Source organism: Providencia sp. 21OH12SH02B-Prov (genome assembly GCF_027362595.1).
Classification (GTDB): domain Bacteria; phylum Pseudomonadota; class Gammaproteobacteria; order Enterobacterales; family Enterobacteriaceae; genus Providencia; species Providencia zhejiangensis.
Genome location: NZ_CP114796.1, coordinates 930564 through 951823, shown reverse-complemented (window position 1 = coordinate 951823; position 21260 = coordinate 930564). Strand labels below are relative to the sequence as shown.

42 protein-coding genes are annotated in these 21260 nt (G+C 40.1%); 27 read left to right on the top strand and 15 right to left on the bottom strand.

What is annotated here, in order from left to right:
• The first annotated feature begins 113 nt into the window (after positions 1–113).
• Positions 114–356 carry a hypothetical protein gene (locus tag O7C57_RS04595; RefSeq protein WP_014656500.1) on the top strand — a complete coding sequence of 81 codons (243 nt, stop codon included), beginning with the start codon at positions 114–116 and terminating at the stop codon, positions 354–356.
• Between the two features lie 3 nt (positions 357–359).
• Here O7C57_RS04595 and O7C57_RS04590 read toward each other — a convergent pair whose 3' ends face one another.
• On the bottom strand, positions 360–575 hold the full coding sequence (locus tag O7C57_RS04590) for a hypothetical protein (protein WP_004918410.1): 216 nt from the start codon (positions 573–575) through the stop codon (positions 360–362).
• A 411-nt stretch (positions 576–986) separates the two neighbouring features.
• On the opposite strand from O7C57_RS04590, the gene O7C57_RS04585 reads away from it, so the two are divergent.
• Positions 987–1265: a hypothetical protein gene (locus tag O7C57_RS04585; protein ID WP_269723698.1), complete on the top strand. Its 279-nt coding sequence runs from the start codon at positions 987–989 to the stop codon at positions 1263–1265.
• A 485-nt stretch (positions 1266–1750) separates the two neighbouring features.
• Here O7C57_RS04585 and O7C57_RS04580 read toward each other — a convergent pair whose 3' ends face one another.
• From O7C57_RS04580 to O7C57_RS04520, 13 genes are all read right to left on the bottom strand, one after another.
• Positions 1751–2389: a hypothetical protein gene (locus O7C57_RS04580; RefSeq protein WP_269723697.1), complete on the bottom strand. Its 639-nt coding sequence runs from the start codon at positions 2387–2389 to the stop codon at positions 1751–1753.
• Complete coding sequence (locus tag O7C57_RS21565) at positions 2386–2601, bottom strand: hypothetical protein (RefSeq protein WP_269723696.1); 216 nt, start codon at positions 2599–2601, stop codon at positions 2386–2388. The genes O7C57_RS04580 and O7C57_RS21565 overlap by 4 nt, the downstream gene beginning before the upstream one ends.
• On the bottom strand, positions 2591–3193 hold the full coding sequence (locus O7C57_RS04570; protein WP_269723695.1) for a recombination protein NinG: 603 nt from the start codon (positions 3191–3193) through the stop codon (positions 2591–2593). Before O7C57_RS04570 ends, O7C57_RS21565 begins: the two co-directional genes overlap by 11 nt.
• 68 nt (positions 3194–3261) lie before the next feature.
• On the bottom strand, positions 3262–3474 hold the full coding sequence (locus tag O7C57_RS04565) for a hypothetical protein (RefSeq protein WP_196712906.1): 213 nt from the start codon (positions 3472–3474) through the stop codon (positions 3262–3264).
• Between the two features lie 20 nt (positions 3475–3494).
• Entirely contained in the window at positions 3495–3941 is a 447-nt protein-coding gene (locus O7C57_RS04560; protein WP_004916478.1) for a recombination protein NinB, read from the bottom strand.
• A gap of 9 nt (positions 3942–3950) precedes the next feature.
• Positions 3951–4202: a DUF4752 family protein gene (locus O7C57_RS04555; protein ID WP_196712900.1), complete on the bottom strand. Its 252-nt coding sequence runs from the start codon at positions 4200–4202 to the stop codon at positions 3951–3953.
• A gap of 2 nt (positions 4203–4204) precedes the next feature.
• Positions 4205–4438 (bottom strand): DUF551 domain-containing protein, encoded by a 234-nt coding sequence (locus O7C57_RS04550; protein ID WP_269723694.1) that lies wholly within the window; start codon positions 4436–4438, stop codon positions 4205–4207.
• A 50-nt stretch (positions 4439–4488) separates the two neighbouring features.
• Positions 4489–5130 (bottom strand): hypothetical protein, encoded by a 642-nt coding sequence (locus O7C57_RS04545; protein WP_269723693.1) that lies wholly within the window; start codon positions 5128–5130, stop codon positions 4489–4491.
• Positions 5131–6525 (bottom strand): DnaB-like helicase C-terminal domain-containing protein, encoded by a 1395-nt coding sequence (locus tag O7C57_RS04540; protein ID WP_282561603.1) that lies wholly within the window; start codon positions 6523–6525, stop codon positions 5131–5133.
• On the bottom strand, positions 6522–7349 hold the full coding sequence (locus O7C57_RS04535; RefSeq protein WP_269723691.1) for a replication protein: 828 nt from the start codon (positions 7347–7349) through the stop codon (positions 6522–6524). The genes O7C57_RS04540 and O7C57_RS04535 overlap by 4 nt, the downstream gene beginning before the upstream one ends.
• A 49-nt stretch (positions 7350–7398) precedes the next feature.
• Complete coding sequence (locus O7C57_RS04530; RefSeq protein WP_269723690.1) at positions 7399–7578, bottom strand: hypothetical protein; 180 nt, start codon at positions 7576–7578, stop codon at positions 7399–7401.
• 95 nt (positions 7579–7673) lie between these two features.
• On the bottom strand, positions 7674–8021 hold the full coding sequence (locus O7C57_RS04525; RefSeq protein WP_269723689.1) for a hypothetical protein: 348 nt from the start codon (positions 8019–8021) through the stop codon (positions 7674–7676).
• A gap of 104 nt (positions 8022–8125) precedes the next feature.
• Positions 8126–8335, bottom strand: coding sequence for a helix-turn-helix transcriptional regulator (locus O7C57_RS04520; RefSeq protein ID WP_036943298.1), 210 nt, complete (start codon positions 8333–8335; stop codon positions 8126–8128).
• Positions 8336–8442: 107 nt separating this feature from the next.
• Here O7C57_RS04520 and O7C57_RS04515 point away from each other — a divergent pair, with 107 nt between their 5' ends.
• The 5 genes from O7C57_RS04515 to O7C57_RS04495 all read left to right on the top strand — a co-directional run bounded on the left by O7C57_RS04515 (position 8443) and on the right by O7C57_RS04495 (position 11329).
• A complete protein-coding gene (locus tag O7C57_RS04515) occupies positions 8443–9087 on the top strand; it encodes a LexA family protein (protein WP_196713556.1) in 645 nt (214 codons plus the stop codon).
• Between the two features lie 194 nt (positions 9088–9281).
• Positions 9282–9569: a type II toxin-antitoxin system HigB family toxin gene (locus tag O7C57_RS04510; protein WP_269723688.1), complete on the top strand. Its 288-nt coding sequence runs from the start codon at positions 9282–9284 to the stop codon at positions 9567–9569.
• On the top strand, positions 9566–10225 hold the full coding sequence (locus tag O7C57_RS04505) for a helix-turn-helix domain-containing protein (protein ID WP_269723687.1): 660 nt from the start codon (positions 9566–9568) through the stop codon (positions 10223–10225). The genes O7C57_RS04510 and O7C57_RS04505 overlap by 4 nt, the downstream gene beginning before the upstream one ends.
• A 4-nt stretch (positions 10226–10229) precedes the next feature.
• Positions 10230–10646: a protein-export chaperone SecB gene (locus tag O7C57_RS04500; RefSeq protein WP_269723686.1), complete on the top strand. Its 417-nt coding sequence runs from the start codon at positions 10230–10232 to the stop codon at positions 10644–10646.
• Positions 10647–11023: 377 nt separating this feature from the next.
• Positions 11024–11329 (top strand): hypothetical protein, encoded by a 306-nt coding sequence (locus O7C57_RS04495; protein ID WP_269723685.1) that lies wholly within the window; start codon positions 11024–11026, stop codon positions 11327–11329.
• 15 nt (positions 11330–11344) lie between these two features.
• Here O7C57_RS04495 and O7C57_RS04490 read toward each other — a convergent pair whose 3' ends face one another.
• Positions 11345–11863 (bottom strand): super-infection exclusion protein B, encoded by a 519-nt coding sequence (locus O7C57_RS04490; protein WP_195848172.1) that lies wholly within the window; start codon positions 11861–11863, stop codon positions 11345–11347.
• Positions 11864–12240: 377 nt separating this feature from the next.
• Between O7C57_RS04490 and O7C57_RS04485 the strand changes: the two genes are divergently transcribed.
• The 20 genes from O7C57_RS04485 to O7C57_RS04390 all read left to right on the top strand — a co-directional run bounded on the left by O7C57_RS04485 (position 12241) and on the right by O7C57_RS04390 (position 21257).
• Positions 12241–13221: a hypothetical protein gene (locus O7C57_RS04485; RefSeq protein ID WP_161706078.1), complete on the top strand. Its 981-nt coding sequence runs from the start codon at positions 12241–12243 to the stop codon at positions 13219–13221.
• Positions 13222–13250: 29 nt separating this feature from the next.
• Positions 13251–13487, top strand: coding sequence for a hypothetical protein (locus O7C57_RS04480; protein WP_269723684.1), 237 nt, complete (start codon positions 13251–13253; stop codon positions 13485–13487).
• 1 nt (position 13488) lies between these two features.
• The gene (locus O7C57_RS04475; protein ID WP_269723683.1) at positions 13489–13800 is read left to right on the top strand and encodes a hypothetical protein; all 312 of its coding nucleotides are present in this window, start codon (positions 13489–13491) and stop codon (positions 13798–13800) included.
• Positions 13801–13864: 64 nt separating this feature from the next.
• Positions 13865–14074: a DUF551 domain-containing protein gene (locus tag O7C57_RS04470; protein ID WP_269723682.1), complete on the top strand. Its 210-nt coding sequence runs from the start codon at positions 13865–13867 to the stop codon at positions 14072–14074.
• The gene (locus tag O7C57_RS04465; protein WP_269723681.1) at positions 14064–15005 is read left to right on the top strand and encodes a cell envelope biogenesis protein TolA; all 942 of its coding nucleotides are present in this window, start codon (positions 14064–14066) and stop codon (positions 15003–15005) included. The genes O7C57_RS04470 and O7C57_RS04465 overlap by 11 nt, the downstream gene beginning before the upstream one ends.
• A 251-nt stretch (positions 15006–15256) precedes the next feature.
• Positions 15257–15529 (top strand): hypothetical protein, encoded by a 273-nt coding sequence (locus O7C57_RS21560; protein WP_269723680.1) that lies wholly within the window; start codon positions 15257–15259, stop codon positions 15527–15529.
• Positions 15530–15562: 33 nt separating this feature from the next.
• Entirely contained in the window at positions 15563–15979 is a 417-nt protein-coding gene (locus O7C57_RS21555) for a hypothetical protein (RefSeq protein WP_269723679.1), read from the top strand.
• A 14-nt stretch (positions 15980–15993) separates the two neighbouring features.
• Positions 15994–16866, top strand: a complete 873-nt coding sequence (locus O7C57_RS04450; protein ID WP_061064266.1) for an ATP-binding protein — start codon at positions 15994–15996, stop codon at positions 16864–16866.
• Positions 16867–17391: a single-stranded DNA-binding protein gene (gene ssb, locus O7C57_RS04445; RefSeq protein ID WP_269723678.1), complete on the top strand. Its 525-nt coding sequence runs from the start codon at positions 16867–16869 to the stop codon at positions 17389–17391. It abuts the gene before it with no gap.
• A 40-nt stretch (positions 17392–17431) separates the two neighbouring features.
• A complete protein-coding gene (locus O7C57_RS04440) occupies positions 17432–17590 on the top strand; it encodes a hook protein (protein WP_163768728.1) in 159 nt (52 codons plus the stop codon).
• A 167-nt stretch (positions 17591–17757) separates the two neighbouring features.
• Positions 17758–18105, top strand: a complete 348-nt coding sequence (locus O7C57_RS21550) for a hypothetical protein (RefSeq protein ID WP_269723677.1) — start codon at positions 17758–17760, stop codon at positions 18103–18105.
• Positions 18105–18398 carry a cyclic-phosphate processing receiver domain-containing protein gene (locus O7C57_RS04430; RefSeq protein WP_110706711.1) on the top strand — a complete coding sequence of 98 codons (294 nt, stop codon included), beginning with the start codon at positions 18105–18107 and terminating at the stop codon, positions 18396–18398. Before O7C57_RS21550 ends, O7C57_RS04430 begins: the two co-directional genes overlap by 1 nt.
• Complete coding sequence (locus O7C57_RS21545) at positions 18391–18636, top strand: hypothetical protein (protein ID WP_154622821.1); 246 nt, start codon at positions 18391–18393, stop codon at positions 18634–18636. The genes O7C57_RS04430 and O7C57_RS21545 overlap by 8 nt, the downstream gene beginning before the upstream one ends.
• On the top strand, positions 18611–18877 hold the full coding sequence (locus O7C57_RS04420; protein WP_154622822.1) for a hypothetical protein: 267 nt from the start codon (positions 18611–18613) through the stop codon (positions 18875–18877). Before O7C57_RS21545 ends, O7C57_RS04420 begins: the two co-directional genes overlap by 26 nt.
• Before the next feature lie 151 nt (positions 18878–19028).
• Positions 19029–19238: a hypothetical protein gene (locus O7C57_RS21540; RefSeq protein ID WP_269723676.1), complete on the top strand. Its 210-nt coding sequence runs from the start codon at positions 19029–19031 to the stop codon at positions 19236–19238.
• On the top strand, positions 19235–19411 hold the full coding sequence (locus O7C57_RS04410; RefSeq protein WP_269723675.1) for a hypothetical protein: 177 nt from the start codon (positions 19235–19237) through the stop codon (positions 19409–19411). The genes O7C57_RS21540 and O7C57_RS04410 overlap by 4 nt, the downstream gene beginning before the upstream one ends.
• Positions 19398–19736 (top strand): phage protein NinX family protein, encoded by a 339-nt coding sequence (locus O7C57_RS04405; RefSeq protein WP_269723674.1) that lies wholly within the window; start codon positions 19398–19400, stop codon positions 19734–19736. Before O7C57_RS04410 ends, O7C57_RS04405 begins: the two co-directional genes overlap by 14 nt.
• A gap of 41 nt (positions 19737–19777) precedes the next feature.
• Complete coding sequence (locus O7C57_RS04400) at positions 19778–19978, top strand: hypothetical protein (RefSeq protein ID WP_154640088.1); 201 nt, start codon at positions 19778–19780, stop codon at positions 19976–19978.
• Positions 19979–20236 carry an excisionase gene (locus O7C57_RS04395; protein WP_121874706.1) on the top strand — a complete coding sequence of 86 codons (258 nt, stop codon included), beginning with the start codon at positions 19979–19981 and terminating at the stop codon, positions 20234–20236. It abuts the gene before it with no gap.
• A complete protein-coding gene (locus O7C57_RS04390) occupies positions 20193–21257 on the top strand; it encodes a site-specific integrase (protein ID WP_269723673.1) in 1065 nt (354 codons plus the stop codon). Before O7C57_RS04395 ends, O7C57_RS04390 begins: the two co-directional genes overlap by 44 nt.
• Positions 21258–21260 lie beyond the last annotated feature (3 nt).

The following is a 21260-nucleotide window of genomic DNA, read 5'->3' as shown; positions in this document are numbered from 1 at the left end:
TAGATGACCGGATTTGGATTAATGAATTTAATCAGCATTTGAGATAAGTTAAATGTTCAGCCCTATGTAACTTACCGAAGCGATGGCTGATTAACTTCGGTGTGAGGACTTTTGTGACGATTACTGAAAAAGATAAAACACTTAGAGAAATACAAGATGAAGTTGCAGCACTTCGAATTGCATTCGGATATCTCGGATGTGTAATTCCACGTGATAATGCAGTTATGCTCGCCGATTTAATTGTGGCAATGGCTGACCATCAAGGGTTTGATGATAGCGTAAAAGAAAAACTAAAATTCCTTGCTGAGCAATTAAAAGGGAATGCTCAAGAACAAGGTAAGTTTGTTCAATTGTAGTTACTAAGAACGGAGCTTCATTGGAGGTGCTGTTAATTTATCTACAAAAATAACATCATCTCCACCTTCTGGCGATTTACCCATTCTATCGCTTAAGGTGGAGATAACCTCGCCTTGTTGATGTGATGCAAGCTCTAATGCTGTTACTCGTTCTTCTAGGCTTAAATTACCATTAGTGACAATAACGCCTAAAAATTCACCTTCATTTTGATTACTCATAACTACCTCTCTTAAATAGAAAGCCGCGCACAGACGCTCAGTGAAAGTGAGTGATAGTAGTGATTCTGTGGCGGCTGTATGAGTGACCATTTTCCCGACGTTGGCAAAATGGTGACCATTCCGAGGATATGCTCGATATGGTAGAAACAAAAAACCCCGCCGGAGCGGGCAGGGTCTTATAGAATTTGATGTAAGTTGATCATTTATTTGATCTTTTTGCGTTTGAACATATAATGACCGAGTATCTAGTATGTTTATCGAGAACGCCACACTAGATATAGGGAACCCCTAAGTAGTATCGAGCTACAAAGGGGTAAATAAAACTGTTAGGTTTTGCATGTGATCACCCTTTCAGTCTAGTTCACTTGGTGATCTGTGTAAAGCCCTGTTATTTATACAGGAGTTCTTTATATGGGTAGAAATATCTGTAAAAACCCACATCGTTATGACCCGGCTTTCGATTATCTTTCTGATAACCAAGGTCAAACTGGTCGACATAAATGCGCAGGCTGTGCATTTGAATTAGGCCGTCAACACGCTCTTATTGGAGCACCAAAAGCCAAAAATGATTCTGTTTTGGAATATATTCCAGATAGTCAGGCTGGCGCAGTTCGACACAAAGATGCATTTGAAGCTTATAACCACGGATATAACTCAGTAGTTGATATGGCACTAAGCAAAGCTGCATAAGATTGAAAATAATCAATGGCTACTTCGGTAGCCTTTTTTGTGTCTGTAATAAAGGCCGCACTAGGCAGCCTCTTGAATGTGAACTTGTAAGCAATCCTTACAGCTTTAATTGGCGACACCGGAATTCCAGCATCGGAATAATACCAACCAGTTATAAATAGACTGTCAGATAAAGTTTGTTTCTTTTTTTAAATTAGATGATTAGAATAACTCTGTACTTATTTTTCCAGTTTTTGCTGATCGGGAGTTGCTCTCAACGCTCCTTTGCCACCATCCTAAAAAGTTGGTGGCTTTTTTTATGCTCACTCGAATTCATCAAGCATATAAACCCTTGCAATGCAAAAAGCCCCACCGAAGTGAGGCTCTAGAATCGGAACTTTTCAACCCGTAATCAGCAGGTAATCTCTTACCCTCTTTAATCTATATGTCTGCTCTTTGCTTTTACGAGCGAGCATACACTAAATATACATATTCATAACTTATTTTCAAGTGATTTTTGAAATATTTTTATATTCAACTCCAAGTTGTGAGCACTCTCTCGCTATTTCATCTTGTAGCACCATGTATAACTTCGCATTAAATAATGTAATGCACCATCGAACACGATCAATACATTGTTTAGTGGTAAGCCAAGGCGCTACTTGTTTTTGGATGTAATTTGCGAGTGTTTGCATCGTATTTCTGCCAAGATAGTAATCGGTAGCGACAACATAAACAGGATTGGACTTGTCGAACGCTTTCAATATTGCCTTCTCTACAAAATCAGCTTCATCTACATCGTTGGCGCGCTGAAACATGTTGCTGAGTGATTGTTTAGGAAATAATATTGCTCTGGCTTTTTCTTCAAGTTCCTGTCCTGTATAGCCTTCCTTCTTTAGTTGTTCAAACACCTTAGTGAAGCGTTCTATATTTTCTCCTGACCATCCAGTAACAAATCGCCAGATGCTTCCAGATCCCCAAGACAACCCAAGATAACTATCATCTTTCATTTCTCCAGCCCACAGATATATGATTGCTCTTACCCATCTATCTTGTGACGGAGTTAACCTCCTAGCCTTGCCTAAATATGACTTCCTTGGCGACTTTGCTAGTTGAAGATAAATATCAGAATTACGCTCCCTCATCTTACCTCCGGCAATACTGTGTGATAGCGGTCTTTACCAATTGAATACATGACAGAAAGTCCCTGCCTGATTGCATCCTGATACTCAATCACCTTCATTGCTCCGTTTCTCAATTGAACAACGCACAGGTAACGCTTCTTTTTACCTTTTGGGATTTCGGTTGCTGATCTAAATCTGCATTCTTCAACTGCTGCCTCTATGTCAGTGAACATCTTTCAGCTCCTTTAACTTCTTCCGATAGTGATCACGTATCCGCTCATAATCCTCGCGCTTCCACTTTGGCAACTCATGAGAACCCATCAGACGATCGAAACGTTCCTGACCGATTTTTTCTATTAGTCGAGGCGTGTAATTTTCGATATTTCCCGATAGATGGTTATTGCATGGGGCGCATTGTTTATGGCAGTTATCTTCATCGAACCTAAGTTCTGGATTAGCGCCGGTTGTTCGATAGTGTCCTGCGTGATACTGACCTGCGTGAAAACGACCACACGAGATGCAAGGCTCATCCTTGTCTCTTTCTCTGATAAATGCGTTGAATGCGGTCTGTGCTTGTTTGGTGAAATATGAGAGGGGTTTTACTGCTAACTTGCGGGCTTTGAGTTTATCGCGGGCTTTTACTTCTTTTTGTTTCTGCTCTTTCTTGAGTTTAGCTTCTAGTTTTTCTCTCTCCTTACTTCGTCGCTTGATTGCTAATTCTGCTCCATGTTCCGGACAACACCACCAAATATTATCGTACGACGGGTGAAATATTACTTTGCATATTTTACATTTTCGCCGCACCGATTTTCTCGGCTTTTGCATCTACACCCCCACAAGACCTATAACCAAAGTAACACTCGAAAAGAATAGAATGACGTGTCGGGTTCTAATCATCGCTTCAACTCCCACTCGGCAAGTGTGATGACCAACATCGGGCTGCTGCTGCCTTCAATCTTCCGCATTGATTCATACGCTAAGTGCTCTTTAAATTTGCGCTTTAATAGCCCTGCACACTTCCTGACGGCTTCATTGGACTTATGGATAGCCCAACATAGCTTGAGTGTTGTTAATGCGCTCATAAACGCTTCTGCTTCGTTTTTCATCTCTCTTGCTGCTCCTTGAGTTATTCCCTGTGCCCGTAGTAGTTATATTCATAACGAGTTGTACGCAGCTTCACGCCGCTTTCTACCGCCCAAGCTGTCGAGTATTCAATTAAGCTACTCATGCGCTTCTTGCCCATTTGAGACGTACTCTCTCGTATGTTTAATAGCTCACCTTCAATTCCCCTAATTAACGGTGACTCTTTCGCTCCTGTAGTAACCATCCAGTGGCCAGACACAAAGACATTCTTCCACTGCCATAATTTCAGTGGCTCATTGTTGAGTGTCATTTGCTTTGACACATCACCACATAGCGCATGAAACATGTCATTCTGCGGTAGTGTTCGGCTGGATTCTGAGATTTTTACTTCTAGGGGGAATTCTTCGTTGAGGGGTAGAGCATTTATTGTGGCTATTAGGTTTTCACGTATTCGTTTATTTCTTAGAAGAAACTTTGTGGCTTTCTCCAAGTTAACCTCCTATTGACGATAAATCATAACGACTAAGCCGCCTTTGGTTGCAACCTTAATAGTCTGGTTATCTTTAATTTCGCCCAGTTCAAACGCATCGTACAATTCATCAATTACCGCTTGCTTGCGTTCCTTTGACTTTCGTTTAAATAGCTTGCTGAAAATCAAACTTACGAACCAGCAAAACGCCTGTGTAACAATCCACACGTAGCCCATCATTGATAACAACCCAACTATCCATTTGTATGTTTCATCACTCACTGTTAGCTCTCCTGTGGTGGCTCTGGCTTTTCTGGCAAATTCATCCAATGCGTGACTATGTAAACCTCACCATCCATGTCCTGCATCCCCTCATTTTCTCCAGATTCAGCATTTTGAAACTTTTGGATATTGCCTTTCCACCATGCAGTAGTCCGACCATGAGAGCCGAATGTAAAATATTTTCCATCTTCATCAGGTGTTCGCTCATTTCTATTAACCCAATTAGTTCCCTGCATTAGATGCCTCCCTCTGTTAACGTTGTTCCTTTCATCACTTATTACCTCGCTTAATTGCCTATGTATTCTCGACAGTAAATATCAAGACAGCCGCTAAATGTATAAGGGTCATATTGCCAGCTAATTTTCCCGCAGCACGGACAGTTCCATCGTGTTTTCCCGCTGCTTCCTTTACGTCTGCGTTGCTTTTTAAGCCATTCAGGAATGCGTAACCCTGCACTTTGCACCATCGTTCTGGATTTGAAGCTAGATAAGCAGAATGTGCGCCTTTTCTGTGCATCGGCAATATCGAACGGCAGCCAAACAATGTTATCCATCGTTAAATCTGGTTCACAAAACTGCTTAGCAAATGAAAAATTAGTTACTGGCTTATATCCTTCAGTTAGCCAATAAACATCGTTCCCGTCCCAGTCGCCTTTCACGTAACCAACATAATTAGTACAGCCTTCCTGAATTACTGTTTCGCGCGGTATGCACTGACAATCGACGTGATAATCAGCTAAAGCATCAACCCAGAATTTAGAAACAGGCTGGTCAATGCTTCTTCCGTGCTCCCACGCCTTCTGCGCTTCTTCTAACGTGTATATATGAGCCTTATCGATATCAGTGGCATAACCTTTTCCGTCCTTGCAATGAAATGATGCATTGCTCCCCACTGTGTCGCGGGTGCATATCATGTAAAATGATTTCATCTAGAAGTCCTTATGATTTGGTGTGTTACGCTTGGCGGTTGCCATATCAGCTCTAGCCATTGCTTGAGTTTGGTCGGTGTCGAATAAGCAAAGACCTTTCTGGTCTACAAATGCTGTTCCTGTTTTACCATGACGGTTAAGTCTCACAATAAGCTCTGTAAGCGTCTTGTCGGCTTTGTCGTTGTAAACTGAGTCTTTGTATATTCCCATCCAGTAATCGCAATCCTGCTCAATTTGACCAGTGTCACGGCTATCACTTGGCATAGGGCGCTTGTTGGTTCTATCTTCCAGTTTGCGGTTTAGCTGAGTGAGCAATACCACAGTAGTATCAAGCTCTTTTGCTAGCTGCTTGAGACCTTTGGTAATTTCACCGTAGGCAATATCGTTGCGATCTGCTTTTCCAGCTTTCATCAGTGTTAAATAGTCCACGCCGATAAACCCGATTTTCCCAACCTTGCGCTTCAACTTCCGGCACTCTGACTGAATGTGTTCAAGTGTCATCCCTGCTGTGTCATCGACCCAAATGTTAGGTTTTTCGCTCAGGTCACTGATAGCCTTTCCAAGTAGCGCCCATTCGAAATCATCCTCAGCACCACCGTAGAACATGTCAGAGTTTAAGCCTGACTTCTGGCTTACCATTCGTTCAACCAATTGCTGATTGGACATCTCCATGCTGAACAGAGCCACTGGTAGCCCATTATCGGAAACGTTCTTCGCCATTTCAGTTAGAACGGTTGTCTTGCCCATCTTTGGACGCGCCCCGATAACGAATAGGGATCCACGCACAACAAATTTAGGTGCCAGCATGTCATCAAGAGGCTTAATGCCTGTCTTGAGTCCTACAAACTGATCGGGATTGTTAAACATGTTTTCTACGCCTTCGAACCACTCAGGCAATAGCTCAGCCATATTCTTCAAGCCAGACTTTCGACCAGTAACACCGTTTTCGCTTGCGTCAGTTACCAGCTTCTGCACGAACTCCATTTTTTCACCAAAGCTTAGAGTGCTTGGCTCAATCAGTAATCGTGTGGCTTCGTTGATTTTCTCAATGGCATAGCGCTCATTGGCATACTCTTTGATTTTCTTCGAGTAATGGAGCACGTTTGCTGTGCTTGGGGTATTCTTTGCAATTTCAGCCAGATAACCCAATCCACCTGTAGTTCCTTCGCTTCCAGTTGCTTTCAAGCTGTCAGCCACAGTTAAGATATCAATCGGTTGATGCTTGCTAGCCATTGACCGCATTTGCTCAAAGATAATTTTGTGGTGGGTACCATAGAAATCATCTGGCTTCAACACAGCAAATACACGCTGAGCATTATCACTGTTTGGGTCAATCAGTAGTGAGCCGATAACACTTTGTTCGGTCTCTAGGCTGTGTGGCACTTGGTAATTCATAGCGATCCCTCCCTAGTTTTTAACACTGTCGACGGTCTTAGCAGATAATCGAAATTAGCCCTCCAACCAGAATCGTTTTCACCGAAATAAAAATCTTTAGCTGAACTCATGAAATACTCAAAATAGTTTTTAGCCGCTTCGACTGTTGGCTCTTTGAGTTCTTTCAGGAATTTTGAGATGGCTCGTTTTCGCTTGTCATTCAAGGATTCAGCATTTGGTAATCTGTCACCAGCAGCCTCGTTAAACGCATTCATAATTTCGATGTAGGGGATGTTGTTTTTTCGATTGGTTGAAATTAACTTTTCACAATCCCCCTCTTGAGGGGTTAGGGGAGTATTTATTTCTTGTTCAAATACATTCTTATTCTGTTTCACTTCTTTTGTTACTTGGTTAGTAACCTCAGTTAAGCTCTGAACGTTGGTATCACTGGGTTTGATTGTCACCTCATTAGTAACTTGCTTTGTCACCTCGTAATTTGCCTGATATTCAAGGTAATTTGTGATTGTGATTATTGTTCCGTGTCGTGTACCTGCGCGGGCTATCATCCCTTCTTGCTCAAAAAAATCCAGCATGTCTCTGACTTGTTTTTCAGTCTTTTCTTTTCCCTTTGCATCCTTCAGTTTTCTAGCTAAAACTTTTGCTTTTGTTACCAACTGACCAGCCCGAAGATCCCAAGATACACCACCAAACTCAACTGTTGTTGGCTTATGCCTTGCCTGCCCTAGTAATCTGACCCATAACGCAAGCTTAGCTGTATCTTCTGCCCAGCTTGCGTTAAGCAGGCTCCTGAATATCGCGACGTGACCAAGTTTAGAGTTATCCATCCGAGAACTCCTAGCGTGGTTCTTGTTACCAAAATCTGCATATGCAACGTTACTCATGATCCTTTCCTCCAAGTAATTCTTCCTTGTGAGCCTTCCTGAGCATTGCGTCTTTATATGCAGACTTGAGCATCAGAAACCCTTTTTTGGTGATTTTGCGTAACTCTCTATCACGCATGATGTTTTTATGTACTGCATGATAATTAAAGTCATGATTTCGTTTATTTTTCATGGTATAATTCTCTTATTCCCAAGCTGTATCAGACAAGAGAAACCTAAATTCCCCTTGTCGTAATTACTGGTTATTGATACAGTGTATTTGTTAGTCTAAATGGTTAAGTCCATTTGTTGAGAAGCCTCAGTTACCGCTGGGGCTTTTCTTTTAACCTTCCCCTTCCCTTCAAGAGCTTGAATTAGCCTTTCTGCATAGTCACCTTCAAGAACAACTTTCGTTGGCTTATCGCTGATATTTACAGAGTCAGGGGGTAATCCGAACTTACTCACCAACTGGCAAGCTAAATCGAATATTCTGGCTTTATCTCGACTGGATTTTGATGGGTGTATTCCTAGCGCATTAGCGAGTCCGTTATTACCGACTGAATACATTTGTTGAATGTAAAACGTCATCAATTCGTTTGATGAGCACTCTACTTTGATATTTTTTGCATTTTCCATTTGTTAAATTCCTTTTGACGTAGTTAGTCCGTTGATCACGATCCTGTGAGTGTGTATTGATGTGCGCTTTTTCAGCGCTGAGATGTTAAAGAGCGATTTGGTGCTTATGCTGCTTTTGGTGGGAAAATGTCATCTAGTGAGCATTTCGCACCAAGTTTCTGTAATGCCTCAACGATTACTCGACAATCATTAAGGCTAGGCGTTCTAATACCTAGCTCGTAGTTTGCAATACGAGATTGACCCCATCCGATTGATGAGGCCAAAACAGCCTGAGAAATTCCTAATTTTTTTCGCTGTTCTGCGATGTTATTCATTGTGTGTATCCTCCATGTCTACAACCCCTATTACACACAATATGTGATTAACTGTCAATCACGAATCGTTTAAATACTTACATCACGTTTTGTGTTAAAAGATAAGCATGAAAAAAATAAATGAAATTATCGGCGAAAGACTGAAGTCTATTCGTGAATCTAGAGGATTAAGCCAAGCGCAACTTGCAAAGCTGTGCGGATATTCCGCGGCTTCTAGAATTGGAAATTATGAACTTGGGGAAAGAAAGATAAGTGCTGATGATGCTTTAGTTATCAGCGAGGCTTTAGGTGTTTCACCTGCGGAATTGATGTTTGGTGATAGAAGCGATCAGGTTGTTAGTAACTATGAGTACCCTCTATTCACGAAGGTACAGGCTGGCGCATTTACAGGTAATAGCAACACTTACACCGAAAAAGATGCGATTGCATGGATACCAACAGCTAGAAAAGCAAGTGATGACGCATTCTGGCTTGAAGTTGAGGGGCATTCAATGACCGCACCTCAAGGTGGGCGTCCTAGTTTCCCAGAAGGGATGCTAATACTTGTAGACCCAGAAGAACCTGTAGATATAGGTGATTTCTGCATAGCTAGGCTGCATGGTGATGAATTTACGTTTAAACGATTAATTCGTGAGTCTGGTCAGTGTTATCTTGAGCCATTAAATCCACGATTCGAGATGATACCGATTAATGGCAACTGCACAATCATAGGCAAGGTAATCAAGTCACAATGGCCTGACGACACGTTTTAAATGAAAAGACTGCTAGAGCTGATATCCAACGCTAACATAATGATACTGCTAGTTATTATAGCGGTGCTGGATATCATTCTATTGTTGCTGATTACATTTGATGGCTGACGACACGTTTTAGGGTGTGGGAAAAATAACATTTCCCATTTTGGGAAAAACCATATAAGATTGAATAAAGGCTTGAGTTAGGCGCTATGAGAATAATAGGAAAAGAAAAGATCATTGCCTTTTACACAAAGCATAATCAAGCTAGGGCTCCTTTAGAATCATGGCATGATGAAGCTGTAAGATCTAAATGGAAAACCTCGCATGATATTAAAAACAAGTACTCATCTGCGAGTTTTTTAGCCAAAAACCGTGTTGTTTTCAATATAAAAGGCAATGATTTTAGGCTCGTCGTTCAAATTATCTACGCAAATGATATGGTAATAATTGAAAAAGTTGGAACTCATGCAGAATATGATAAATGGGGGCTAAAATGAATGAATTTACACCTCGACTAATAAAGAATGATGATGAACTTCAGCTATTTATGATGAGGATTATTGATCTTGCGGAGAGCAACCCAGCAGAGGGCACGAAAGAATTCGATGAGCTTGAATTGCTTGGTATTCTTATAGAGCACTATGAAAACAAGAACTACCCCATTTCAAAACCAGATCCTATTGATGCAATAAAATTCAGAATGGAGCAGCAAGGATTAACAAATAAAGATATGACGCAATTCATAGGTTCTTTATCTAAAGTATCTGAAGTGTTAAATAGAAAAAGACCACTAAGCTTATCGATGATAAGGCGTCTACATGATGGTCTTGGCATACCTGCTGATATACTAATTCAGGACATAAATGACGTTGAATGGCTTGAAATAGATGCAAAGTTAACATCTGAAAAATTTAATTGCTCTATTAATTCTGAAACCTATAGCCAATATATCAATGGAAACTCATTATCTCTAATGAAAAAACTCGGCACATCGATAAAAAAACATGTAACGGATTACATTTCTGACGTACGCCATGAAAAATTAAAATTCAATGAAAGTGATAAACTTGTGATACAAAACTATCGTCAGGCTAGCGTTCCAGAATTAAAAGAAGATGAATTTACCAGTTATAACTACTGCCTTATTGGATAAGAACATGAAGATAAAACTTACTAATAAGAGAGTGCACAAACTCTCTATAGAACCTATCGAGAAAGAAAAAAAAACGAAGAAAGATAAAAAAGAAAATCTACAACAAGAATTTTCTTTCGAAGACCAGCTTTTTATAAATAAAAATGACAATAAAAAGGTAAGAATCAGATACATAGTTAACCTAATCGTTGAAAATATTTTTGCTTTGTACTTAGAATATGATTTTGACTTTGATACAGATACTGAAGTGGATAATACCTTTAAGGATTCGCCAGAATTAAAAACTTCGATTCCTAGTTACACATATCCTTATATTAAATCTTTTATAGAAACAGTGGTTGCTAGTTGCGACTATCCAAAAATACAAATACCCACGATCAATTTTTATGATCTAGATGATGATGTTAAAGTAGAAGGTTGATTTTCATTTAACGCTCTAACCCCCAGCCCTCCCCGCGAGGGCTTTTTTGTGCCCTATCCCCTCCAGTGTGATCTCTGACACAAATCGTGTCTATAAATAAAAAATTTTCCATTTCAAATCATCACGTTAATTCAATTACAAGCAAATAAACACATTTTGTGGTTGACATTAAAATCACAATTTGTGAATATACTATCCATCAAAGGCAAGGAGCCATAGATAAACAGGATATTCGCTCTTTAACAGATAGCGCTGAAAAAGCGCAAACCAAAAACAGTATGTTTTGGGATTGGCTAGCTCTGTCGCTATGAGGATAGCGAGAATTGTAGATAGTTGCATCACAGCCAATCACCAAAACAAACTGTAAGGAGAAAACTATGTGTAACTTTCACGGCTACAACAACGCCAGATCACGCAGAATGGAACGCAGAAAAGCATTGCAGGAAGCGCACGCATTAACTGAAAGCTTAAAAGCTGCAATCCATGGCGAACAAGTAGAAGAAACAAAACGCCCTACCTTATCACTAACACGCAAACCAATTAGCCGAGTTGAAAAAGCAATTTCAATTCGCAGCACTAAAGTTTATGACTCAGTAGACAACTGTTGCTTACCTAATGTAGCAATATTTTCAGGCGTTAAAACAAAACAGCCGAGCAGTGAGTTTGGGGTGACGGCGAGATAAAGCCCACGGATGGGCTTAGTCATCAAGGTATCCAGTAAACTGCTTAACGCACTCTAAATAATAATCAGGATTGATTGTGCACTTACCTGCATGTTTAATGTTAAGGTGTTTAGAGAAATCATGAATAATATTTTTGTCGATTAAAGATGAAACAATTGCGTCATCCTTATCGAAGGCAAGAAAATCGTCTCCGATATCAATAAATATAGCCAAGCAGTCTTTTTCATCCTTTGAAAGGCTTGATATTTTCTGTGATATTTTGACTTCTTTTTGTTTTGCCCTTCTATTATGAATAGAAGATAAAAGCACTTTAGTTGCCATCGTTACAAATCTTTGTGTATTTGCGGCAGTAACAAAAGAAATAGCAAAAACAAACACCTGCCAAAAATGAGCTATTCCAACTTTTGAATTGACATATTCAGACCATGAATTAGGGCTGAATATTAGTAATGCTCCCCAAATAATAATAAACCACATAACACGCTCCAAAGGCTCGTTTTTTAATACTCGCTCAATAATGGTCAATAGCTCCATGTAATTAACTCTCATATTGTGGGGGTAAGCTAATTATAACCGATTTCATATGTGGGGGCACAATGAAACCACTGACGCCCTAAGTGGATAAACAAACGGGCACAGTTAACTAATTACAGTTCATTCTGTGGGCTGTGGTGAGATAACTTTTTTAGACCAATAAACCAAAGGCGATAAATCGGTCTCGCCTAATAAAAAGCACCGTTTGAATCGGAGGATTTATGTAAGTGTTCAAATCTAAACTGAGAGAAAAATAAATATTATGCCGATCCTATTCATGGCTTGAATAGCGTTAGCCCATGACGATATATGGGCAACTAACCAGAGCTTATTATTTAGTGGGCTGTGGTGAGTTGATTAATAGATAGGAGATAGGAATGGAAAGTAAGCCGATAGAAATTGAAATTATAAAAACAGATGCTGGTCAGTGTTTCATAACCGACTGTACAGCAACCAATGGTTATTACTTTAATAATCATGAAACAATTTTAGATGAACTTCTGTTTGATGGTATGAGTCCAGTTAAAACATTCCATACCCACTGGTACTCGATTGAAAAATTCCCATCAAAAGTAGAGGAGATAATTTCAGGTGAGACGGAAAATGAGAGATATGAACTAAAGGATCCTGAACTGGCAAGCGATAAATTACCAAGGGAAATAGCGATTGGTGACAGTGATAATTATGATGAAGACATTATAGACTCACTTTACTCACTAAAGTATGACGTTAAGCCTGATTACTCTGTTGAGGTTGACGTTAAGTTTAACATCATTTGCGAAGTGGAAAACTTTAAAAAAGCGCCTGAGTTTAATTACCCTGCAATTAAAAGAGTTGGCTTTTCAGATGAGATGTATTCAGTGACAAATCAAAACGTAAAACATTCCCTAATAGATTGCATCATCACACCTGAACCTGTTCGCTCAAATAGCCCATGCAAAATATCATCAAAGGAAATGTATGATTTGGTTCGCCAGCATATCATCAATAACATTGACACAAAGATAGCAAGAATCACAAGTGATTATGACTTCTGCTTTGAAGTTAAAAAAATCATCCCTTTACTTAAACCTCACACTTATTCGTATAAAGATGTATTCGCAAGGACAAAAAAACAAAGAGAAAAGCTGCACTTTAAAAAAGATGTAGCTAAAGAAGTTTCAATTTATGAAATGACACACGAACAAGAAAATTACAAAGGCTACACGCCAATTAAGTCATTCTCTGCAAGTAACGAGTGGGAATTAAAAGAAATGATTGATAACTACTTATCTGAAGTTATGCAAATTATCCATGCTCCATTGAGAATTTGTGAATGCTGCGATGGAACTGGGTATCTACAAAACGAAAACAACTAGCGTCGTATTTAGTTAATAACGGAGGGAGTATGACGGATAAAACGGGTGGAGCAGCTTTTCCAATTCCTGCAACAGAGGCGCATGGAACACACACTGGAATGACATTGCGTGATTATTTTGCCGCTAAGTGTATGCAAGGTGACATCGCCACACAGGATGCGTCAGATATGGGATATTACGATAATGACACCACAGTTGAGCAGTTAGTAAAAAGAGCTGAATTCTACTACCGCATGGCAGATGCAATGTTAAAGGCTAGGGGGTGATATGGAGTTTAAAGGAACGCCAGGGCCGTGGGTGATTGATGAATGGAGTATGACCGGCATTGATTCTGAAAGTAAGCATGTTGCCTTAGTTAATTATTCCCATCGTGGTCTTCCAAGTGATGTTTACGGGGATGAACATGAAGCCAACGCAAACCTAATCGCAGCAGCACCAGAGTTATTAGAATCTCTTAGAGAGCTAGTTTCAGCAATGGAGAGATATGAAATTGATGTTGATGAAAGCGCTCCAGTTGAACACAAAAAAATGATGAAGAAAGCCAAAGCAGCAATCGTAAAAGCCCTCGGTCAGCAGTAACCAACCACTTAATCATTCATATCGCTATTAATAGTGAGGAATACGCACATAAGGAACATAGGAAATGGCAAATGATAATAACGGCTGGATTCGCTGTGATGAGCGATTGCCATTAGCTAATAAGCGAGTCCTTATCACAACAATATATGGACATGTTGTTGAAGCGAGCAGATTAAAAGGAAATAGATTTAATCGATATGGTCAGGAGGTGACAGCAACTCACTGGCAAGACTTACCTGAACCAGCAAAAAAAGGAATAGGAAATGGCAAATGAATTAGTCGTAATTGAACAGGCAACGGCGCTAGATTTGTTTACAGCGCCTGAGAAAGTAAATCAGATGCTAGAGCACATTAAATCTCTTGCAGAAGAAGAGCGAAAAGAACTCGACAGTGATTTCTCAGTAGCTAAAAATCGAAAGGCTTTTGCATCTCTGGCGTACAAAGTTGCTCAAACAAAAACGTATATCGACAAGGAAGGTAAAGCAGTTGTCGATAAGTTAAAAGAGTTACCCAAAAAAGTTGATGCTAGTCGTAAGATATTTCGTGACGAGCTAGATGCATTAAGCACAGATATTCGTAAGCCACTAACAGAGTGGGAAGCACAAGAAAAAGCTCGCAAAGAAGCCGAAGCGCTTAAGAAGCAAATCGAAGTTGATCATGAAGAAGCTCTGCAAATGAACGAGCTGTTTGATTTACGCAAAGATGAAGAAGAACGCAAACGCATTGCTCGTGAAGAAGAAATGAAGCGACAAGCTGCGGAACAGGCAAGACTTGAAGCTGAACGTAAGGCAAGGCAAGAAGTTGAAGCGGCAGCTAAACGTGAGCGTGAAGCAAAAGAAGCTGCTGAACGTGCAGAGCGTGAAAAGCAGGAAGCAATTCAACGTGCAGAGCAAGCGGCAAAAGAAGCTAAGGAAAAGGCAGAACGTGATGCTAAAGAAGCTCAGGAGCGAGCCGAACGTGAGAAGCAATTAGCTATCGAAGCCGAACGCAAGAAAGCACAGGAAGCAGAACAAGCGCGATTAGCAGAAGAAGAGCGTAAGCGTCAGGAGGAAGCTAAACGTCAGGCTGATAAGGAACATCGTCGCAAGTATAACCAAGAAACCTTACAAGCCTTAGTAAGTAACGGATTTGATGAAAAATTAGCGACTGAATTTATTAAGTTAGTTGCTAGTAATAAAATCCCCCACATGACAATGAACTACTAATACCCACCGCGCCAACACCAGAACACTTTAAATAACTATGTGAGGCATCACATGGGCGATAACTATTACTACGCAGCATTAATCATTATGACTGCAATTCTATTACCTCTATTGACGAGATAAATCATGCAAATCGATAAACATTTTCTACGTCTGGCTCAGGCACAGGCGCGAATTGCTATAAGCCAACGTTGTGATGATGTTTGGTGGTTAGCAATGGAATTTCTCAAGGCGAGTTACGGGAGGTCTAAGTGAATAAATGCATACAGCTTTTATTGTCAAATTTTGGATGCGACCACTCCTCATCAGGAACAATTATTACTTGTGTCAACGGAAATGACATCAAGCGCATAGACGGTGATTACGGAACAATTATAAGCAAGCTACAGTTCACGGAAAAAGAACGCTACGAAAACATTAAGGAAAATGGGCAGCTTGCTGGGTTTATTGATGAAGCCATAGCAGCAGGCGACGGGCAATGGATTGTCGAACACATCAGGAGCAAAGGTAAGGTGGCAGCATGAGAATTTCAGAGTATGAACTCAAGCAAAGGCAGGATGCCGAGAAGCGACGCAGGGAATGCGAGGAAGAAGCTGAATACTATCGCATGGAAAGCTTGGGTGTTCAGCAGCAATCAACACCTACACGCTGGATGCGAGGTGATTATGGGTGAGTATCTAGTTAGGTGCTTTCCATCGCATAAAAGTTTTGATGCTGCGCTTCAATTTGCACTAAAAGATATGGGGTTATCTAGGCAAGGAATGCCACAAGGTATTAACAGATCAGGAGAGCAACGTGAAGCAAAAAAAGTTTGGCTATCAAATTTAACTATGTCCAAGTACTACCCTCCTCTGCCCGCTCACATAGAACAGCAACGGATCATCGAAGAACAACTTCGATATGCGAAATATTTAGCAAAAGGAATTAGCTCAAGTGCATACGGGTATGGTGAGGGTAGAAACATGGGAGATTAATTTCGGAGGTAATTATGAAATTTGCAAAAGCATTGCGGAAAAAAGCAAAGCTACGACTTGCATTAACGGGTCCTAGTGGCTCAGGTAAAACCTATGGAGCACTGGAAATAGCCAAAGGACTTGGCGGAAAAACAGCCGTGATAGACACAGAGAAAGGAAGCGCCTCACTCTACTCTGACCGATTTAATTTCGACGTACTGGAGCTAGACCCACCATTCACACCAGAGCGATTTATTGAAGCCATCGGAGCTGCGCAGGAAGCTGGTTACGACAATTTAATAATCGACAGTATTACTCATGAATGGAGCGGATCAGGTGGGTGTCTTGAATTACTGGACGGTATAGCAAAGGCCAAGTATCGAGGCAATACGTGGTCAGCATGGAGCGATATCACGCCTCGTCACAACGCCTTTCTCGACGCAATTCTACGTTCTGACCTGCACATCATCGCAACAATGAGAAGTAAAACGGAAACCGCTCAAGTTGATAAAGGTAACGGCAAGAAAGGCGTAGACAAGCTAGGCATGAAGCCAGAGCAACGGGACGGAGTTGAGTATGAATTTACTACCGTTCTCGATCTCAATCACGAAACTCACACGGCAATGGCAAGCAAGGATAGAACTGGACTGTTCAGCAACGCAGAAGTCATCCAGCTAAATGAATTAACAGGCAAAAAGCTAATGGATTGGCTTAATGATGGGCGCACGAAAGCTGAAGTGGATTTATCACACTTCACTGATATTGCAATGGAAGCACAAGACATGGATGTACTTAAAAATGCGTTTGGTGAGGCATATAAAGCGCTCAGGGATACACCGGAACAAGCGGAAGCTCAGAAGATATATGAGCTAAGAAAAGAAGAGCTAACTAAACAAGAGGCGGCGTAAATGGCTGAAAGAGGCGTCAATAAATCCATCCTTCTAGGAAGTTTAGGCAATGATCCGATCGTGAGGTATTCACCAAACGGAACCGCATTTGCTAACTTTTCGGTTGCTACAAGCGAAACGTGGAAAGATAAAAACACTGGTGAGAAACGAGAGCGCACTGATTGGCACAACATTGTCATACAAGGAAAGCTGGCAGAGGTGGCAGGCCAATACCTGAAAAAAGGCAGCCAGGTATACATTGAAGGAAAAATGCGCACTCGTAAGTATCAAGGTAATGACGGGCAAGATAAATACATTACGGAAGTTATCGTTGGCATTGATGGGAAAATGCAAATGTTAGGTGGTCGTGGTGGCGAATCATCAGGCCAAAGCCAAGGTGGTCAAAGCGGTTGGGGACAGCCTCAGCAGATGCAGCAGCAGTCCGCAGACTGGAGTAAGCAAAGTCCAGACGGGGAATGGGAGGATGACATCCCCTTTGCTCCTATCGGACTCCCCTACCCACGCCACGCTATTTATGTGATTTAACCAAAGGATATATTTGCAAGGATGCAAACAGGAGATAGATATGACTATTGAACAGTTACAAGAAGAAAATGCGAAGTTGAAACAGGCGATTATCAGCATTTACAAAAACACGGAAGAAATCACACTCAATGGCGAAGATGGCTATTACGCAGTAAAGCAAAGTGTTATTGATGATGTTATTGACTTAACGGAAGATTAATTTAACTCGCAGGGATGCAATGAATAAAAAAATGCCGACACAGGGAGGTCGGCGAAATTTGCACAGCTTGTAACTGCTCTTTCGGCTTAAGTGTAGAAGGTAAATAGGTATTTGCCATGAAACGTTTTAATCCTAGCGATTAAATAGATGCAATAAGAGGGATGAATATGAGTGACGATATTTTTATACAGGCAGCTAATAAAGTTATGTTTTCACATAGAACACCAGACCCGGAAGACGTTTGTAACTTATGCGATAAAGAGGTTGGCAAAGATAATTTAATTACGGGTAAGAATGCAAATATCTGCTTCGATTGTTCAGATTTGGTGAAGGAAATTGCCGATGAGAAGCGTGAGCATATAGCTAAAAAAGAAATTCAGCAAATGGCAAATGATTTATCTCTCTCGAACATAACAGTTGATGCAGGTAATTTTGATATTGTTGATACAGGCATGGCTACCGCTTATATGTACGCAGAACGATTATACAAAGCTGGATATAGAAAGGTGGAGTGATGAAAGTCTATCTCGACGACGAACGTAAAACGCCAGAGGGATTTGTGCGTGTTTACTGGCCCGATGAAGCCATTAAATTACTTGAAACTGGCGAGGTTGAGTTAATTAGCCTAGACCATGATTTAGGTGATGATGAGCGCGGCACAGGATACGACGTTTTATTATGGATAGAGGAACAGGTTTATTTAAATGGATTTAAAGCACCTGAAATTATTGTTCATTCTTCTAATTCATCAGCACGTCATAAAATGGAATTGGCAATTGCAAATATTAAAAGGTGGAGTGATGGATAAATCAAGGCAGCAATTTGAAGAGTGGCGCAGTAAGAATAAATCATCAACGATAAATCTATTCGATGTATGGCAAGCATCACGCGAGAGTTTGGAGGTTGAATTGCCAGCTAAAGAACCTAACCCATCACAAAATAATAGTTATGCTTTTGGGTATAACAGAGCTATCACAGAAGCAACTGAATTGTTAAATAGACAGGGAGTGAGAATAAAAAATGAGAATACTTTCTTTAAACGATGAAGAATATTCTTTATTGCAGAATATATTAAACAACTTTGTATTACACGGCGTAGAAAACATCCCAAATGACGATAGTTGCAATGTACTTAAAATGAACGACCGGATTAATGAGCTAAAAGATGTAGAACCTGTTGGTTATATAATGGAAAGCAGTTTTGATAATATCAGAGAATATGGATATACACATCTTAATGAAGAAAGAACTGAAAAAATAAATATCCCACTATATCGATTGGATTAAATAATAATGAAACTATTTGTACTGTTATTAATTTGGCAGGGATATGTTACGCCTGTAACCGATACATTGTACACACAGCAAGAATGCGAGAGTCGCGCAGTGCAGATAATGCAAGTGCGGAATGTTGAGATAGTTTGTGGTGAGGTGATTCGTGGAAAGTGAACTAATTCAAGTTCCAAAGGATTTGCTAGAGGAATTAGCATCTGAGTATCAATCAAAAATATTAGAATTCATGCAGGGGTATAAAGGTTATTACGACACAGTAGGCACACGTTGGAACCGTGATTATAACGATTACGTCGATAACTTTAATGCCGCCGCTGGTTTATTAGGTTGGGATAAGATGGAGAAAATAGAATGAAAGATAAATATTATGCTGTGCTAGAAAACTATAGAGATTCGATTGAAATAGAGCCGACAATAAAAGATTGTTTTGTTTTAAATGTTCCATCTTGGAATATGGACGTTACAAAGCAGGACTTAATTAACATTAGAGATAAAATAAATGAGATACTAGAGGATGATGATGAATAAATACACAGAACTATCTGACTTCGAGATTAATAAAAAGGTTGCACTACATGTTGGCGGGTTTGCACTATCTCTAACTGTTGTTGATGATGGATATAAAACAGAAGGAAATAGAGGTAATTTCGACCCCTGCAACAACCCAGCCGATGCAATGCCGATTATTATTGAGAATAAAATAAGTATGTACTTTGTTAGTGATGATATCGGATGGGCTGCTCGTGATAGCGATACGGATTATGGAGAGCTTGAATGTATAGATAAGAATTACTATCGCGCAGCAATGATTTTATTCTTGTTAATGAAGGATGCGGAGAATGAAAAAGTATGACCTACAATTTAATAATATATCGAAAATAGCATAGGTGAATTATGGATATTATCGACTCAGCAAACGAACTCAACGAATTAAGAATTCAAGCAGCATTATCAAATCGCAAGGTAGTAACTAAATCAATAAACGGAATGTGCATCTGGTGCGAAGAAATGCCAGCAGCACCAAATAGCGCATATTGCAGTAAAGATTGCGGGGATGATTATGAGAAATATAAAAGGAAGAACGGAGGCGCATAAATGCAAACAGTCAGAGAATTCGCAAAAAAGCACAGAAGAAGTGATGAAACGATAAGGCGGTGGATAAGCGCTGGGAAAATATATCCAGCACCAACATTTGATGGGTATCAATATTTAATACACCCATCCGCACAAAAAATAACAAACTACGAAAAGCTTAGCCCAAGCATTCTATTAAATAAAAACTGCAAACTGTTAAAAAGGATTGAGACAGATGGCAAGAAACAGAAGTCCCAAAAACGCTCACCTACCACCTAACCTATATTGTAGAAAAGGATATTACAGCTACCGAAACCCCGAAACCGGCATTGAATACGGTATAGGAAGAAATAAAGCCGAGGCGGTAAATGAAGCCATCTCGGCTAACTTGTTTATTTATGGAAAAAAAGAATCATTAATAAACAGAATGGCAAGTAACGATGCAATAAAATTTCATGATTGGATAGACAGATTTGGTGAGATTATACTTCTCCGTGATTTAAAGAAAAAGACCCTAGATGACTACCAAGGACGGTTAAAAAGAATAAAAAATAGCTTTAATAATGTTCCTTTGAGTGAAATAAAAACTAAAGATATTGCTGATTATATAAATAATATTGTTTCGGATGGGAATATAACTACCGCAAGATTGATGCGGAGTATTCTAAAAGATATGTTTAACGAAGCGATGTCGGATGGGGTGATTGATTTCAACCCCGTGGTCGCAACTAGAGTGCCTAGAAATAAAATAGCCAGAACAAGACTTTCAGGAAGTGATTATATTCAGATATACAACACCGCTGTAGAACACTGTCAGCCTTGGGTTAGCATGAGTATGGATTTGGCTATATTAACAGGACAGCGCTCTGGTGATATTAGAAAATTAAAATGGAATGACATTTATGATGGTTACTTATGGATAGAGCAAGAGAAAACAGGAACTAAAATAGCAATACCGCTTACCATTTCAAATAATATAGCTAATAAAACTTTGCAATCAGTGCTAGATAGATGCAAGCATGAATTGAACGGAAAGGAATTCGTGCTGGTTTCACAGAAGGGTGATATGCTAGCAGATAAAACCATTGGTAAGGCTTTTTCACTAGCCAGAAGCAAAAGTGGTTTGTCATGGGAGGGTTCTCCGCCGACGTTCCACGAAATCCGAAGCCTAGCATCCAGAGTGTATGGGAATGAAAAATCAAATGAGTTCGCTAACCAGCTTTTAGGACACAAATCAATGGATATGACCAGAATGTATCAGGATGATAGGGGTCTTAGTTGGAAAAAAATCGAAATTTGATAT

Coding starts and splice junctions, on each gene's coding strand:
- O7C57_RS04590 (WP_004918410.1), bottom strand. CDS start 575: ATGAGTAATCAAAATGAAGGTGAATTTTTAGGCGTTATTGTCACTAAT.
- O7C57_RS04585 (WP_269723698.1), top strand. CDS start 987: ATGGGTAGAAATATCTGTAAAAACCCACATCGTTATGACCCGGCTTTC.
- O7C57_RS04580 (WP_269723697.1), bottom strand. CDS start 2,389: ATGAGGGAGCGTAATTCTGATATTTATCTTCAACTAGCAAAGTCGCCA.
- O7C57_RS21565 (WP_269723696.1), bottom strand. CDS start 2,601: ATGTTCACTGACATAGAGGCAGCAGTTGAAGAATGCAGATTTAGATCA.
- O7C57_RS04570 (WP_269723695.1), bottom strand. CDS start 3,193: ATGCAAAAGCCGAGAAAATCGGTGCGGCGAAAATGTAAAATATGCAAA.
- O7C57_RS04565 (WP_196712906.1), bottom strand. CDS start 3,474: ATGAAAAACGAAGCAGAAGCGTTTATGAGCGCATTAACAACACTCAAG.
- O7C57_RS04550 (WP_269723694.1), bottom strand. CDS start 4,438: ATGCAGGGAACTAATTGGGTTAATAGAAATGAGCGAACACCTGATGAA.
- O7C57_RS04545 (WP_269723693.1), bottom strand. CDS start 5,130: ATGAAATCATTTTACATGATATGCACCCGCGACACAGTGGGGAGCAAT.
- O7C57_RS04540 (WP_282561603.1), bottom strand. CDS start 6,525: ATGAATTACCAAGTGCCACACAGCCTAGAGACCGAACAAAGTGTTATC.
- O7C57_RS04535 (WP_269723691.1), bottom strand. CDS start 7,349: ATGGATAACTCTAAACTTGGTCACGTCGCGATATTCAGGAGCCTGCTT.
- O7C57_RS04530 (WP_269723690.1), bottom strand. CDS start 7,578: ATGAAAAATAAACGAAATCATGACTTTAATTATCATGCAGTACATAAA.
- O7C57_RS04525 (WP_269723689.1), bottom strand. CDS start 8,021: ATGGAAAATGCAAAAAATATCAAAGTAGAGTGCTCATCAAACGAATTG.
- O7C57_RS04520 (WP_036943298.1), bottom strand. CDS start 8,335: ATGAATAACATCGCAGAACAGCGAAAAAAATTAGGAATTTCTCAGGCT.
- O7C57_RS04515 (WP_196713556.1), top strand. CDS start 8,443: ATGAAAAAAATAAATGAAATTATCGGCGAAAGACTGAAGTCTATTCGT.
- O7C57_RS04510 (WP_269723688.1), top strand. CDS start 9,282: ATGAGAATAATAGGAAAAGAAAAGATCATTGCCTTTTACACAAAGCAT.
- O7C57_RS04505 (WP_269723687.1), top strand. CDS start 9,566: ATGAATGAATTTACACCTCGACTAATAAAGAATGATGATGAACTTCAG.
- O7C57_RS04500 (WP_269723686.1), top strand. CDS start 10,230: ATGAAGATAAAACTTACTAATAAGAGAGTGCACAAACTCTCTATAGAA.
- O7C57_RS04495 (WP_269723685.1), top strand. CDS start 11,024: ATGTGTAACTTTCACGGCTACAACAACGCCAGATCACGCAGAATGGAA.
- O7C57_RS04490 (WP_195848172.1), bottom strand. CDS start 11,863: ATGGAGCTATTGACCATTATTGAGCGAGTATTAAAAAACGAGCCTTTG.
- O7C57_RS04485 (WP_161706078.1), top strand. CDS start 12,241: ATGGAAAGTAAGCCGATAGAAATTGAAATTATAAAAACAGATGCTGGT.
- O7C57_RS04480 (WP_269723684.1), top strand. CDS start 13,251: ATGACGGATAAAACGGGTGGAGCAGCTTTTCCAATTCCTGCAACAGAG.
- O7C57_RS04475 (WP_269723683.1), top strand. CDS start 13,489: ATGGAGTTTAAAGGAACGCCAGGGCCGTGGGTGATTGATGAATGGAGT.
- O7C57_RS04470 (WP_269723682.1), top strand. CDS start 13,865: ATGGCAAATGATAATAACGGCTGGATTCGCTGTGATGAGCGATTGCCA.
- O7C57_RS04465 (WP_269723681.1), top strand. CDS start 14,064: ATGGCAAATGAATTAGTCGTAATTGAACAGGCAACGGCGCTAGATTTG.
- O7C57_RS21555 (WP_269723679.1), top strand. CDS start 15,563: ATGCCGAGAAGCGACGCAGGGAATGCGAGGAAGAAGCTGAATACTATC.
- O7C57_RS04450 (WP_061064266.1), top strand. CDS start 15,994: ATGAAATTTGCAAAAGCATTGCGGAAAAAAGCAAAGCTACGACTTGCA.
- ssb (WP_269723678.1), top strand. CDS start 16,867: ATGGCTGAAAGAGGCGTCAATAAATCCATCCTTCTAGGAAGTTTAGGC.
- O7C57_RS04440 (WP_163768728.1), top strand. CDS start 17,432: ATGACTATTGAACAGTTACAAGAAGAAAATGCGAAGTTGAAACAGGCG.
- O7C57_RS21550 (WP_269723677.1), top strand. CDS start 17,758: ATGAGTGACGATATTTTTATACAGGCAGCTAATAAAGTTATGTTTTCA.
- O7C57_RS04430 (WP_110706711.1), top strand. CDS start 18,105: ATGAAAGTCTATCTCGACGACGAACGTAAAACGCCAGAGGGATTTGTG.
- O7C57_RS21545 (WP_154622821.1), top strand. CDS start 18,391: ATGGATAAATCAAGGCAGCAATTTGAAGAGTGGCGCAGTAAGAATAAA.
- O7C57_RS04420 (WP_154622822.1), top strand. CDS start 18,611: ATGAGAATACTTTCTTTAAACGATGAAGAATATTCTTTATTGCAGAAT.
- O7C57_RS04410 (WP_269723675.1), top strand. CDS start 19,235: ATGAAAGATAAATATTATGCTGTGCTAGAAAACTATAGAGATTCGATT.
- O7C57_RS04405 (WP_269723674.1), top strand. CDS start 19,398: ATGATGATGAATAAATACACAGAACTATCTGACTTCGAGATTAATAAA.
- O7C57_RS04400 (WP_154640088.1), top strand. CDS start 19,778: ATGGATATTATCGACTCAGCAAACGAACTCAACGAATTAAGAATTCAA.
- O7C57_RS04395 (WP_121874706.1), top strand. CDS start 19,979: ATGCAAACAGTCAGAGAATTCGCAAAAAAGCACAGAAGAAGTGATGAA.
- O7C57_RS04390 (WP_269723673.1), top strand. CDS start 20,193: ATGGCAAGAAACAGAAGTCCCAAAAACGCTCACCTACCACCTAACCTA.